The sequence below is a fragment of the Candidatus Kaiserbacteria bacterium genome (assembly GCA_016699245.1).
GTDB lineage: Bacteria > Patescibacteriota > Minisyncoccia > Phycocordibacterales > UBA918 > Damh-18.
This window is the reverse complement of record CP064968.1, coordinates 297151-311736: the sequence shown is the minus strand read 5'-3', so window position 1 is coordinate 311736 and position 14586 is coordinate 297151. Positions and strand designations below refer to the sequence as shown.

The window sequence follows — 14586 nt, the reverse complement described above, 5'->3', positions numbered from 1 at the left end:
TGACAGTCCACACACCTGCACAGGTCTTCTTCACGGTATACTAGTAGAACGATATGGCTGCCCGCGTGATGAAACCGACAGCAAAAACAAAAGTCCCGGTGAAAGCACCAGGACGTCTTACTGCATCTAAAAAAAAAGAGGAGAAAAAAATAATCTCCAGTAATGTAATGAAGCTACCCATTAAGCCGAAATCCACAATTATAAAACTCAAAAAAAATTCTGAGCCGAAAAATTTGCATATTCTCATAACTAATAATACTAAAAAATCAAAGGCACCCATAGCCCAATCCGTGTTAAAAGCGAAGATAGTAGAAACTAAAAAACCTTCCAAGCAAGCAGTATCCGTAATTTCTACCTCTGTACTTGAGAAGCCAGCCATACAATCACCATTCCGTTTTCCGATTCTTACTGAAAAGAGGCTTCCGATTGTCGCGCGTATTGCTGGTTTTTTCCTTATGTTTGTCGGTACATTTTTCTCACTTCTTAGTGCTCCAGCAAGTAGCGATGCAATGCTAACTTTTATCGGTAGCTCACAGACCGCTGCTCTCACTCAGACACCTGCAACTTCTACTACAAATGCTGCAACAGATGCTGGATTCACGGATATAACTCCAATACCAAACATTTTCATAGAAGGTGGCCCACTTCTCAGTGGAACCGTCCCCATTACAATTACCGTACCACAAAGTTCAAGTGTTAAAGTAATTCTTGATAATCGGAATTCGACACAGTCTATCGTTCTCGGCAGTGCACAGAAGGTAGACGAAAACACATGGAGGATTTATTGGGATACAACAAAATTCAACAATGCCGAATACCGTATCAAAGTAGTCGTAATGAATCATGACACAACATATGACTATACCGGTCTTGAAGTTTATGATGTTCGAAATAATACTCCAGAAATATCAAAAGATTCCGAGACAAATGCGAATGATATTGGAGCGATAGCGAGCACAAGCGAGGACTCACCTATAAACGAAAGTGAATCATCAATCAAGTTCACAACTTCAAAAACAGGAATAATTACAAAAGCGATGGAGTTTAAGGTTGTTGTCGATAACGCTACTCGAATAACCATACATGCACACAATATCAAATCAAGAGCGTTGTATTACGTTGGGCTTGCAACAAACCGTAATGGCAATGAATGGGGGCTCAACTGGAAGTCAGAACTTTTACCTGATGGCGAATATGACTTTTTTATACGCGCTATCGTGAATGGTAAGATAGTCGAAAGTTCACGAGTAAATTTGATAATTGCAAACCATCCTGTGGTACCACCTCCCCTCGCTACTACGACAGAAGAAAAACCAATAGCGCCAATAATTCTACTCTCACTTAGTGAAACATCCCCTGTATCAGGTTTTGTATACATTAACGTCTCTACGTCACCCGTTGATTGGGTTGAGTTCTACAGTAATTCTAGTAATTCTTTTTCAACATATTTTCTTGGTCTAGCGACGAAGCTTTCTGAAACAAGTTGGTCGTACGAATGGGACACATCACAAACTCCAAATGGTACCTATATTATTCATTCACGTGTTAAGACAGCATTTGGCTTTACTGAAAGTTCTCGTTTTGAAGTAGTTGTACGTAATCAGGTAATGGATGCATTTACTCCTGAACAAGAGGATGTCATTGATGGGCTTAAGAACATTGCATCAGACTTACCATCGTTGAGTGATGGTCTGGATGATGTGGTTGATGGTTCAACTATTTATGTTGAACCAGTTGATGTGTTTATAACAAGAATTCAACCTGACGAAGGTTCACGTTCAAATGTAAGTACTATTTTAAAACAGCATCGCAAGAAACTCAATATTTACTTGGATGCCCTTGCAAGCGCGCAACGTTCGGGAAATGTTGATGGAGTTTTTAAAGCAAAGGAGGATATTGAAAAACTTAAAAATGATACAGTGCAAGAACTTCCTGAAAGTATTAAGAAAAAAGAACTTATCGATCAAATTAATACCTATCTTTCTCAAATAACGAATGAGCTACAAGAGTTTACATTAAAAAATGAAGCTATTATAAAAGAACGTGTGGGTGATGCTATTACGAACGATTCCGATAAAGATGGCATTACCGACTATGATGAGATAAGTCTGTATAAAACAAATCCATTTGCTGCAGATACCGATGGTGATGGATTCATTGACAGTTCAGAAATTACTCTAGGGTATAATCCTCACAATAGCAATCCTGAAGCTCTCGTTGCATATCAATCTCCAAAAGAAACAGGTATTGTCCGTGAAGACTTGCTCACTATTGATACCTTGACCACTCTTACACCCGATACTCCAGAGCAAAAAACACGAGCATTTATTTCAGGGTCTGCTCTGCCAAATAGTTTTGTTACACTTTATGTCTATAGCACACCTATCATGGTTACGGTTAAGACACGAAGTGACGGAAGTTGGAATTACATTTTTGACAAAGAACTCGAAAATGGTGAGCATGAAATATATTTAACAATCATTGACAATGCAGGTAGTGTCATTGCAAAAAGTAACCCACTACCATTTGTAAAAACTGCAGATGCGTTTACCAGAGCAGACGCAATGAGTGCTGCCCTCGAGGCACAAAATGCACAACCTAGTTTTACAAATAAAAACAATATGATTTTTATTGCATCGGTTATTATTGTTTCACTCGGCTTAGTGTTGTTGCTCATTGGTGCATTTACCCGCAGTAAAAAAACAGTCTTAAAAACTTCACGTACTTCATGATTCAATCTGCTTTCTCACTCATTATAAGTGGTTACCGATATGTGCGAAAACATCCTGAATTACTCATGACTATTGTTTTGATGTGTGTCATACCAATCGCATTTGTAGCGAGTGGATTGCAATTTTTGAATGCTGCTCGCGACAATCAAGAAAGACTTGAAAAGGACAGGATTGGTATGATGCATGACGTCTATAAATCACTTATGGATACTGCGAAGTATGATCAGAATGTCATGCAAAGTGAATTAACACGCATTGCACAACTCAATGAAGACATAATTAATTTTGTCGTTGCCCGCGAAAATGGCCCATATCTTGATGTGGTTGCATCGCTTGATATTTCTCAGATAGGAACCATTGTTGAAAATCCAACTGAGTATCGTGTTGCAAACGCGGACCCAAACCGTTCCACGACAAAGCCACAAGCTCGTGATGGAGTCCGCTATTGGTTAAGTTATCGAGTCGTTAAGGCAGATACTGGTGATGATTATTATATATTTACCGAGACATCGCTCGTGCATACAGATGCACTTTTTGCCTCTCGCATCATCAATGCCTATTATTGGCTTTTTGGGCTACTTGCAGTTGTGTTACTACTCGTACTTCGTCATGTACGACTCATTGACTATTCGTATTTGTATGCTGAATCAAAAAAAGCTAATGAAATGAAGGATATGTTTACCAACATGATTGCGCATGAACTCAGAGCACCACTTACCGCGATGCGTGGCTTTGCGAGTATGATTGTTGAAAACAAAGACGTTTCTGATGAGATGCGTAAATATGCGCATAATATTGAAGACGCTGCAGAACGGCTTGTGCTTGTGGTGAACGATCTTCTCGATGTAGCGCGTATTCACTCAGGAAAATTATCTATTACATCTTCTGATACCAATATTCAAGAAGTTGTGTCTGCTGTTTTAGAGATAATGCAACCTATTGCAAAAGAAAAAAATATTGCACTCACACAAGATACAAAAATATACCCTATAAACAAAATATACCCCATTAAGATGTTTATTGACAAAAAGCGTTTTCACCAAGCACTTACAAATCTTGTCAGTAATGCTATCAAGTATACACAAGCAGGCTCTATAACGCTTTCTATTGAAGATAGAGATGATCGTTTAGAGATTCGTGTAAAAGATACCGGCATGGGCATCAGCGCAGAGAATCAAAAAAATCTTTTTGCCCCATTTTTCCGTGTGCAAATTGCTGAAGTTGATAATACCGTGGGCACCGGCTTAGGTATGTGGATTACAAAACAACTCATTGAACTCATGGGAGGCTCTATTGCAGTGGAATCAATCAAGGGTGTCGGCACTCATGTGGTAATCACCCTTCCTAAGGTGACCTATCTCAGGGAACCACACACTTCAAAATAGTATATTTTCCTGTATAATCGTATCTACATATCCATATGCGCCAACATATGGCCTCATGCTATGGCTCAGAAAAAACAAACTAAAACATCATGGGAGGAACCAAATGATCCAAAAATCATTATTCGTGGTGCGAGAACGCATAATCTCAAAAACATCAATTTAGAAATTCCACGTAATAAAATGGTTGTTTTTACGGGTCTTTCAGGAAGCGGGAAATCCTCGCTCGCGTTCGATACTATTTTTGCTGAAGGACAGCGTCGCTATGTGGAGTCACTTTCGTCATACGCACGACAGTTTTTGAAGCAAATGCAAAAGCCCGACGTCGATGAAATTTCAGGACTTTCGCCTGCGATCTCTATTGATCAAAAATCAGCCTCGCGGAACCCTCGCTCAACTGTGGCAACAATTACAGAAATCTACGATTACCTTCGTATTCTGTATGCGCGCATCGGCCAACCGTATTGCCTCGACACTGATGTGCAAATACAAAAACTGTCTCAGGACGAAATCCTCGGGATTATTTTAAAATCTATTGAAGACCGTGAAATAAAACATATGCATGACCCCAGTGCAAAAAATGTGATGGGCGTTGAGGTAAGTTCTGCGCGCGTTTCAATTTTTTCTCCAGTAGTGGTGGGGCGAAAGGGCGAGTACTACCAAATGCTGTATGACCTACTCTCAAAAGGATACGAGACAGTGCGTATTGATGGTGAAATCAAGATGCTCCGTGAGAAAATCATTCTCAATAAGAACAAACGTCATGACATAGACGTGCTCGTGGACGAAATATACGTAAGCGAATTTTCCCATTCACCAAAGAATGCACGTGAGCGCCTTTCTGAGGCGGTAGAACTTGCACTCCGCGAGTCGAATGGTCTTGTGAAAATGCGTACGCCAAATGGCGAGGAGCGAATTCTTTCAGCAAAATTTATCTGCCCAATTGATGGTTCGTCATTTCCTGAAGTGGAGCCTCGTCTCTTTTCTTTTAACTCCCCATATGGTGCGTGTCCGGAATGTAACGGGCTCGGTACGACCGGTATTTTCAATACTGATGAGTGTGGGGTGTGTAAGGGTGCACGTCTTCGTCCCGAGGCAATGCGTGTATATATAGGGGGAGATGGAAAAAAGAATCTTGGAAAAAATATCGTCGATTTTACCAATATGACTATTGGCGAAGCCGTGAAGTTTGTTTCTGAACTAAAGCTTTCAAAGAAGGATCAAGATATCGCATGGCCCGCGCTTCGTGAAGTTATTGAACGACTCGACTTTATGATAAATGTGGGTATTGAATACCTTACCTTGAATCGTCGTGCAAATACACTTTCAGGAGGGGAAGCCCAGCGCATCAGACTCGCATCACAACTTGGTTCTGGGCTCGTGGGTGCAATGTATGTTCTTGATGAGCCTACTATCGGCCTTCACCAACGTGACAACGAAAAGCTTATTCAAACACTCACGCATCTTCGTGATTTAGGCAATACCATCATTGTGGTAGAACATGATGAAGATACTATTTTTGCCGCTGACTATCTTGTCGATATTGGTCCCGGTGCGGGTATTCATGGTGGGGAAGTGGTGGTCAGTGGCTATCTCGACGCACTTCTTGCAGAAAAGAAAAATACATCGGGTTCACTTACCCTTTCTTACTTGCGCCGTGAGACTGCAATAGAAATCCCTGCTGAGCGACGAGATGGTGAAAAGGGCTCCATTAAGATTCGTGGGGGGAAGGCATTCAATATCAAGAATTTAAATGTTGATATTCCGCTTGGACGTCTCATTTCTATCACCGGAGTTTCTGGAAGTGGAAAATCTACTTTTATGTATGAAATTCTTCATCGTAATTTACGTTCTCGTCTCGACAAAAAATTTCGCACACCACATACCTATAACGCGACAAGCCTTACCGGCACTGAGTACCTTGGACGCACCGTGCTCATAGATCAGTCTCCCATAGGACGCACACCACGTTCTAATCCCGCCACGTACACGGGTGCATTTACGCATATCCGTGACCTCTTTGCGGCCACCGGTGAGGCGCGTGCACGTGGATGGAAGGCAGGACGCTTTTCATTTAATGTGAAAGGAGGACGTTGTGAGGCATGTCAAGGCAACGGCGAAATTGCGGTTGAGATGCATTTTCTACCTACCGTCTTTGTGACGTGTGATGTATGTGACGGAAGACGCTTCACCAAAGAAACTCTTGAGGTGTATTACAAAGGAAAAAATATTTATGAAGTACTTCATATGACTATTGAGGAGGCAGATGCATTTTTTATTGATGTTCCCTCTATTCATGAGCGACTCAGCTCACTCCTCGATGTGGGGTTGAGTTATCTTGAACTGGGACAAAGTGCCACGACCCTTTCAGGAGGTGAGGCACAGCGTGTTAAAATTGCATCTGAGTTGTATCGGCCACACACTCAAAAAACAATATACCTTCTTGATGAACCTACTATCGGTCTTCACTATGAAGATGTGAAAAAACTTATAGAGATTCTCCAGCAGTTGGTAAATCGCGGTAATACAGTCATGGTCATTGAGCATAACCTTGATCTTATCAAATGTACCGACTACGTACTTGATATTGGCCCAGAAGGAGGAGAAGGGGGCGGACAACTCGTTGCAAAAGGTACACCCGAGGAAATTGCAGCGAATCCTAAGTCACATACAGGAAGATATCTGAAAGAAATGCTTTAATTCATGCATGCAAAGAGAGAAAATACATTGGAAAGATGTACCTAACACCCCTGGGGTGTATTTCTTTTTGGGTGTCAAAAAAGATATTTTGTATATAGGAAAAGCGACGTCACTCAAACAACGGCTCGCAAGTTATTTCGGAAATGATATTGCAAAAAAGAGGAGTTTTGTAATTGAGAAGATGGTGGCAGATGCAGTACGGGTTGAATGGATGCAGACCGATTCAGTACTCGAGGCAATGCTCATCGAGACCAATCTTATTCGTACACATAAGCCAGTGTGCAATACACGTTCAAAAGACGATAAAAGTTTTAACCACGTTATCATCACTGATGAAAAGTTTCCCCGTATACTTGTGGTACGGGGGAAAGACTTGGCGTCATATACGTATACTCATGAGTATGGCCCTTTTCCCAACGGTACACTTTTCAGAGAAGCACTTAAAATTATTCGAAAACTTTTTCAATTTTATGATATCGTTGCTCCTCTCGATACATATAAGAATAAAATGCACAAGGGAAAAGTGGATTTCAATAGACAGATTGGCTTATATCCAGAGCAGTGTACACCAGTAGAGTATGCTCGGACTATTCGGCATATTCGACTGTTTTTTGAGGGGAAAAAGGAGAAAATTGTTGCGGACCTTGAAAAGCAGATGCACAGCAAAGCTCGCGCACAAAAGTTTGAAGAAGCACTGGTGCTCAAAAAGAAAATTTTTGCACTACATCATATACAGGATGTGTCACTTTTAAAGCGGGAAGTGCGTGAGTATCGTGATAACAAAAGTATGCGCATTGAAGCGTACGACGTGGCTCATATGCAGGGAGATGCAATGGTGGGTGTAATGACGGTGGTTAATAGAGGCGAAACTGTACCATCGGAGTACCGCAAGTTCATTATCAAAGAGTGTAACGGCCCTGATGACACAAGAGCCCTTACAGAGATACTCACACGACGTTTAAAACACGAAGAATGGACACTACCTGATCTTATTGTGGTAGATGGCAGTACAGCACAAAGAAATGCGGCACTCAGAGTGCTTGAAGGCAATATGAGCGTTATTCCTGTGGTTGGGGTGGTAAAAGACGAACATCACAAGCCACACCACTGTATAGGCCCCAAAAATATGATTGCAGAGCACAAGGACGCCATTTTGCTTGCGAATGCTGAGTCACATCGCTTCGCCATCACATTCCACAGAAAAAAGCGAAAACCAATCTAACCCACCTCACCAACCCTGCACAGGGTAACCCTGTGACACAGGGTTACCCTGTGACAAAACAAGAGTGGGGGCTTGTCAATGCAATAAGCGTATGCTGAATTAGAATCATTGCCAAAACCCCCTCCATACAGTATAGTAGCGCCCAATATGGCTATCACACGTAACGCAAAGAAAGCACACCGCGCAGCGCAAAATAAGCGCGTGTTTAACATCCGTACAAAGACTATCGTCCACGACGTCGTCAAAGACTTCCGTACCAATGTAACCAAAGGAGCAGTAACAGAAGCAGAAGCATTACTCCCAAGCGTATTCAAAGCAATAGACAAAGCAGCAAAGCGTGGCGTCATCAAAGACAACACTGCAAGCAGGAAGAAGTCACGTCTTGTTGCGTCACTCAGGAAGGTAGTAGTGAAGTAGATATAATTCAAACCCCGGCGCCAAGACGTCGGGGTTTTGTAATCTGTATCTTTTGATAGTATTCGTAAGTTAGCATGTATATGAAAGTTGGATTTATCGGGCAAGGATGGATTGGAAGGAATTATGCTGATGATTTTGAACAGCGTGGGTATCAGGTCGTGCGCTATGGCCTGGAGGAGCCTTATGTACGAAACAGAGATTTTATAGCAGATTGCGACATCGTGTTTATTGCCGTGCCGACTCCCACAACTCCAAATGGATTTAATATTGATACAGTGCGTGGAGTGCTTCATCTGGTAGGAAAAGAAAAAATTGCAGTTATAAAGTCGACTATTCTTCCCGGTACTACAGAAATACTGCAAACAGAGTTTTCAAATATTTATGTCATGCACAGCCCAGAATTTCTTGTAGAGAAGACAGCAGCGTATGATGCTGCACATCCAAACAGAAATATCATCGGTATACCATTTGAAAACGAAGCATATACAGAAAAAGCAAACCAAGTGCTCGAGGTGCTACCGAAAGCTCCATACGAAAGCATATTGCACGCTCGGGATGCTGAGTTTGTGAAATATGCAGGTAACTGTTTTCTTTTCACAAAGGTTATTTACATGAATATGCTCTATGACCTCGTCACAAAAATGGGTGGTGACTGGACTCGAGTAAAGGATGCCTTTATTCATGATCCACGTATTGGAGTGAGTCATACAGAGCCCGTGCATCAAACAGGGCGTGGTGCAGGTGGACATTGTTTCATCAAGGACTTTGAGGCTTTTAGGGATATGTATGATACGTATATGCAGGACGAAGTAGGCAGTCATCTTATAAAATCTCTCGCGTATAAAAATGTCCAACTCCTCGTCGATAGCAACAAGGATTTAGACTTACTTGAAGGAGTGTACGGAAACTTGAGTAGGCATCGTGTATGGAAAAATATCAACGAAACCGATCTTTAGTGAACTTCCCTAAAGAATAATATAGGTGAAATTGATTTTGCTGTGAGTAATGTCAGAGATGCTTCAAAGTGGCGTGGTACACTAAATACACATGAGGAAAGTACGTGTTGCTATTTTACGTGGAGGATTTGGGGATGAATATCGGGCTTCATTGTGGACGGGTGCTTCAGTACTCGAGCATATTGATCGTGCGCAGTTTGATCCTCTTGATATTGTCATTGCTAAGAATGGCGAATGGATTGTAGATGGCATCGTGCGCCTCCCAGAACAAATCCTTGGTGGAGTAGATGCAGTATTTAATGCACTTCACGGTACCTTTGGAGAAGACGGCACCGTGCAACGCCTCTTAGATCGATATTCTGTACCATATACGGGTAGCAAAGCTTTTTCATCAGGACTTGCCATGAACAAGCCTACGACCAAGCATATTCTAAAAGACTCGGGGATCAAGATGCCTCATCACATTCAAGTATCCAGAGATTCGCTCGGTGACCTTGGTCGCGTCGCAGAAAAAATAGTGGATACCTTTGGACCGCACTACATCATAAAGCCCCTGAACGCCGGCTCGTCTGTGGGCACTATGTCAGTTAAGAATCCACTCCTTTTGCAGCAGGCACTCACTGATGCACTCAGTACATACGAAGAAGTGATGGTCGAAGTTAAAATTCCGGGCAGGGAAGCAACCGCAGGTATTATCGATAGATATCGAGACAAGCGCGTATACGCACTACCCCCAGTCGAAATTGTCCTACCTCCGAATGCAGACTATTTTTCACATGAAATAAAACTGGGCGGCCTTGCAGAACAGCATTGCCCTTCACGATTTGATAGACAAACAAAAAATGAATTAGAGTTCATTGCACAACTGGTTCACGAAACTTTGGGTCTTTCTCAGTATTCACGTTCCGATTTTATTGTTGCAGACGATGGCATTTATTTTCTGGAGGTCAACACACTCCCAGGGCTTTCGAAGGAATCATCGTTTCCTAAGGCAATCACTGCGGTGGGCGCATCATATACGGACTTTATTACCCACTTACTTCAGGATGCAATTACTATGCAGCGTCGGTATAAATGATAGACTAGAGTATATCCATGGCAACAAAACCAAAAAAACTTTCAAGTACTGATGTAGTCAAAAAACTATCGCAGATTTCAGAGTGGACAGTCAATGCAAAGAGTACTGAACTCTCAAAGTCTTTTGAATCGGCGTCTTTTGTAGCAGGACTCTCCCTCATTGCCCGTATCGCAGTACACGCAGAAGTAATGGGGCACCACCCCACAATTGAACTTTCGTATCATAAGATTAAAGTAAAGTTAACTACTCACGATGTAAAAGGACTGACTCGTGCCGATTTCGAATTAGCAAAGAAAATAGACAGCTGCTGTCATTAAACAAAAACCGATGGCAAATGCGCCGTCGGTTTTTGTTAGTCTATATGGGAAGTGCCCCACACTTCCCGACAAAAACAAAGTCGGGCTACCGAGAATCGAACTCGGTCTACATCCACCCCATGGACGCGTACTACCGGTATACTATAGCCCGACTTTGTTTTTGTCCCCGACATGGATACGTTCTACTACTATACAACACCCCGACAGAAATGCTTTTGTTATGGAACATATGCTGGACAGTATAGCAAAATGCTATACTTTTAACATACTATTAGCACATAACACTATGGGGCATTTTGAATCAAATCTTTGGGCAATGACCGAAAAACAAAAGCGTGCGAACGGTGAATTTAAGATGACTGAAAAACAAAAACTTGCCCAACTACCAACTGAAAATGCACAAACAAAAGAATATGATTTTTCTGCAGCAGAAAGCATTTTCGGAGGAGATGATGACACTTTAGTTGAACCTAGACGTGACGAACCAACAAAACACTGATGAAAAGTAGCAGAAACAAAGTAACAACATATCAAATAAGTCTAAAGTCGCATGGCACATCCTTTTGAGAAAATGTTTTTGTTGGCACTAAAGAAAAGTAATGAAGAAGAAAATTTGGTACTGAAAGAAGCGGAGAAACTCATTCACAAGGGATATGCACCAAACGAGATCCATGATGTGCTATCAAAACTTGCTGCAGGGCTGATTTCAGATAAGGAAGTGGAAGTTATCACTGATGCACTTGAGGAGCTAGGAGAGCAATTTGATTTTGAGGATGATGTGGACGAAGAAGAATGATTCTAAAGTGCCCCCGTAAGAAGCTTTGCTTCGTACGGGGGGGTTCATAAAAATAAAGATACTTACGACTCCAAAAGCACACTCGTGAACTGATTGTTATCAAAAATACATACATCGTCAGCATATACCTGTTCAATCAAAGGAAATATATCTACGTGGAAACGTGTTTTGTCTGCAGTTATCCCTTGCTTTTTATAGACAGTATGCTTTTCACCGAGAGAGAAGTGAAACCCAAAAATACGCTCAAACGCAGTGATGTCTTTCAAGTAGTGCTCACGAGTAATTGCACGGTTCAGCCCAAAGCCAATCTCGCGCAGTATGGGTCGCTCATTTCTTTTTACCAACTCTACAATCTTCACAAAAGAGTCAGGAGTATTGTCGCTCCATCCTGTAACGAGCCCATCCTGTATGTCTATGCGAAAGGGCTCGTGCATACCGGTGTGGTAGTCGGTGTCTGCATACGCGTACACCATGAGTGAACCATCCATCGCGCTCAAATTCACTGCCTCGGTAAACACTTCACCAATAGGAAAGGTGCCGCCGATATTTTCCATACCTGTATAATCACCAATGTTTACTTTTGGAATCTCAAGCCCTCCCGTCACCACAAGTTCTACACCAGTACCGATGAAACGCAATGTGTTGGTATTTGCAAGTTTTTCCTGCAGTCTGCGTCCTACACCGCGATACCACTCTGGGTCGTATGCAAGCGCATTAATGTATGTCTCCCATGAGTCAGGAGTATTGCGATACAAGTGGAGATGATCAATCACTTTTAGTTTGCGCTGAAAGAGTTGAATACGAATACGAAACTCGTTGAGACGGAAGTCTGTGGATTGAATAAGTATCACCAAATCACGCGGGGCAAGCGCATCAAAGAGGGCTATGATTTCATCTTTGGTGTGCGTATTAAAATCGATAAACTGCGCATCAGGGAGCACATTTCTGTATGCATCAGTAATGATCTCTGAAAGTTCATTCTCGGTGTCATACACGACGAGCGCTTTATGTGGATGTGTATGAAGAAGCGCCACCGTAACCATGTCACGTACATTTTTTGTGGCTTTCTCTGTGAGCACTTCTCTCGTGGATAGGGTATTCATGCACTGATTATATGCCTCGTGCATAAAAAAGCACCCTTAGGGTACGAAGCATAATTTGTACATCGAAAAGTAACACCTTATACCAAGGATTATGTGCGCAAAATTCGATGTAGTAGTGATCAAGCGCTTCTTGGCTTCCTCCACTACGCTCTAATTTATGAGTGGCCTGATAGTGTCCGGTCATGCCAGCACGTATTCTGTCCTTCTCACAAAAACCATTCTGCGCAAGCACCCTGTGCACTTCAACATTTACAGGTCGGGGACCGACGATACTCATGTCCCCCATAAGTACATTCCACAGTTGCGGTAGTTCATCTAAGTAGATTTGCTTGAGTATCCAACCTATTAATATTAGGGAGCCATCGCGCTCGAGTGTTTTTGTATATATGAACTCTGAACGTGCACGCATACCATCAATCACCTCCTGCTTAAAGATATTGAATTTGAAGAGAGTAAAGAGTTTCCCCCCTGACCATCGTTCCTCTGAATAAAAAAGTGGGTCAAATGGTCGCATACGAATGCAGTGCTCACTGAATATAAGAACGAGAAAAAGTATAATAAGCGGAGAAAGGAGCATGAGAAGCAAAAGGCTTACCGTTATGTCAGAAAGCCGCTTCATGGGATGTGTGGGTACGATTTTCATTATCATGTATGTATAGCATGCGGTCATACATAACCAAAGGCTGAAAGGTGCTTCGGAGTGCGTGATATGGGAATGAAAATTACGTGACACAAACTGTACATCGTCTATACACAAGAGTGAATTCAAGCGTATACTAAGAGTATTAATCATAAATAAGTATTTTATGAAAAACTTTCTCATTGTAAGTACATTTTTTGTTGCAATACTCTCGTGCGGATTTGTAGGAGCACCACAAACAGCAGAGGCGGCGTGCAGTTGGAACAGTTACTATAACCCCAACGGTGCATGTGTCTCTTCTTCTGAGCAAAATGAAAATAGATATGAGTATCGTAATAATTGGGAGTGGAATCGTTCATACCGAGGGGACAACAATACCGAATACCTCAGAGCGCAGATCCATCAACTCATGATGATTCTTGCGAGTTATCAGCAACACAGGTATTCCTCAAGCGACAGTGATAACAATAATGATAGCGATGTAGACGTACGAACACAGAGCGCAACGGATGTAGATGAAAATAGTGCAACACTGCGTGCAATCGTCGATATGAATAATGAAGACGAAGCGGAGCTCTACTTTGAGTATGGGCGCTCGTCAGGTAATCTCTCACTCAAGACTTCGCGAGAGAATCTCGATGACAATGACGACGGCGACACTATAGAAGTAGAAGTGGATGATCTGAGTGAAGACACGCGCTACTACTATCGAGCAGTAGCAGTCGATGAAGATGGCGATAGGGACTACGGCACAACAAACAACTTTACTACGGACGGAGATCGAGACGACAACAACAATGACGATGATGAACCGGTAGTTACAACACGGAGTGCAACTGATATTGATGATGAAAGCGCAGAACTGCGAGGAACAGTCGACATGAATGACTTCGACAACGGGCGTGCATTCTTTGTGTATGGAGAGGATGAGGACGCTGTCTCAGATGTTGAAGACGACTTTGACTCATACGACGACGTGGATGAGGATGGAGATGACCTTCAAAAGGTGCTTGTCGACTCTGATGTAGATGACTTCGATGAACTGAGTGAGGACATCTCTGGTCTAAACGACAATACAGATATCTTTTTTGCACTCTGTGTTGAGTATGAAGACGAGGATGACGACAGCACCCTCTCATGCGGAGCGGTACGAGAGTTCACTACTGAGTAGACATAAATAGAGGAGCTATAGCAGCAAGGCGACACCTTGGTACACAATACAGTCCGCGCTTCGCGCGGACTG

At 42.3% G+C, this 14586-nt stretch carries 13 protein-coding genes and 1 tRNA gene; 11 read left to right on the top strand and 3 right to left on the bottom strand.

Annotated elements, in window-relative coordinates:
• The first annotated feature begins 53 nt into the window (after positions 1 to 53).
• The 8 genes from IPH92_01520 (at position 54) to IPH92_01485 (ending at position 10804) form a co-directional block, all read left to right on the top strand.
• Positions 54 to 2732: a hypothetical protein gene (locus IPH92_01520; GenBank protein ID QQR65242.1), complete on the top strand. Its 2679-nt coding sequence runs from the start codon at positions 54 to 56 to the stop codon at positions 2730 to 2732.
• The gene (locus tag IPH92_01515) at positions 2729 to 4117 is read left to right on the top strand and encodes a HAMP domain-containing histidine kinase (protein ID QQR65241.1); all 1389 of its coding nucleotides are present in this window, start codon (positions 2729 to 2731) and stop codon (positions 4115 to 4117) included. The genes IPH92_01520 and IPH92_01515 overlap by 4 nt, the downstream gene beginning before the upstream one ends.
• A 60-nt stretch (positions 4118 to 4177) precedes the next feature.
• Positions 4178 to 6814, top strand: coding sequence for an excinuclease ABC subunit UvrA (gene uvrA, locus IPH92_01510; GenBank protein QQR65240.1), 2637 nt, complete (start codon positions 4178 to 4180; stop codon positions 6812 to 6814).
• A gap of 7 nt (positions 6815 to 6821) precedes the next feature.
• On the top strand, positions 6822 to 8036 hold the full coding sequence (locus IPH92_01505; protein ID QQR65239.1) for a GIY-YIG nuclease family protein: 1215 nt from the start codon (positions 6822 to 6824) through the stop codon (positions 8034 to 8036).
• A gap of 147 nt (positions 8037 to 8183) precedes the next feature.
• A complete protein-coding gene (rpsT, locus tag IPH92_01500) occupies positions 8184 to 8453 on the top strand; it encodes a 30S ribosomal protein S20 (protein ID QQR65238.1) in 270 nt (89 codons plus the stop codon).
• Positions 8454 to 8533: 80 nt separating this feature from the next.
• Positions 8534 to 9409 (top strand): hypothetical protein, encoded by an 876-nt coding sequence (locus IPH92_01495; protein ID QQR65237.1) that lies wholly within the window; start codon positions 8534 to 8536, stop codon positions 9407 to 9409.
• 91 nt (positions 9410 to 9500) lie between these two features.
• Entirely contained in the window at positions 9501 to 10487 is a 987-nt protein-coding gene (locus tag IPH92_01490) for an ATP-grasp domain-containing protein (GenBank protein ID QQR65236.1), read from the top strand.
• A gap of 17 nt (positions 10488 to 10504) precedes the next feature.
• Entirely contained in the window at positions 10505 to 10804 is a 300-nt protein-coding gene (locus IPH92_01485) for a 4a-hydroxytetrahydrobiopterin dehydratase (GenBank protein ID QQR65235.1), read from the top strand.
• Positions 10805 to 10884: 80 nt separating this feature from the next.
• Here the strand turns inward: IPH92_01485 and IPH92_01480 are convergent.
• Positions 10885 to 10955, bottom strand: a tRNA-Pro gene (locus IPH92_01480).
• A gap of 69 nt (positions 10956 to 11024) precedes the next feature.
• On the opposite strand from IPH92_01480, the gene IPH92_01475 reads away from it, so the two are divergent.
• Both IPH92_01475 and IPH92_01470 read left to right on the top strand, forming a co-directional pair.
• Entirely contained in the window at positions 11025 to 11303 is a 279-nt protein-coding gene (locus IPH92_01475) for a hypothetical protein (GenBank protein ID QQR65234.1), read from the top strand.
• 51 nt (positions 11304 to 11354) lie between these two features.
• On the top strand, positions 11355 to 11600 hold the full coding sequence (locus IPH92_01470) for a hypothetical protein (GenBank protein QQR65233.1): 246 nt from the start codon (positions 11355 to 11357) through the stop codon (positions 11598 to 11600).
• A 62-nt stretch (positions 11601 to 11662) separates the two neighbouring features.
• On the opposite strand, the gene IPH92_01465 is transcribed toward IPH92_01470, so the two are convergent.
• The gene (locus IPH92_01465) at positions 11663 to 12703 is read right to left on the bottom strand and encodes a hypothetical protein (GenBank protein ID QQR65232.1); all 1041 of its coding nucleotides are present in this window, start codon (positions 12701 to 12703) and stop codon (positions 11663 to 11665) included.
• 7 nt (positions 12704 to 12710) lie between these two features.
• The gene (locus IPH92_01460) at positions 12711 to 13346 is read right to left on the bottom strand and encodes a sugar transferase (protein ID QQR65231.1); all 636 of its coding nucleotides are present in this window, start codon (positions 13344 to 13346) and stop codon (positions 12711 to 12713) included.
• A 163-nt stretch (positions 13347 to 13509) separates the two neighbouring features.
• Here IPH92_01460 and IPH92_01455 point away from each other — a divergent pair, with 163 nt between their 5' ends.
• A complete protein-coding gene (locus IPH92_01455; protein ID QQR65230.1) occupies positions 13510 to 14514 on the top strand; it encodes a fibronectin type III domain-containing protein in 1005 nt (334 codons plus the stop codon).
• Positions 14515 to 14586: the final 72 nt, after the last annotated feature.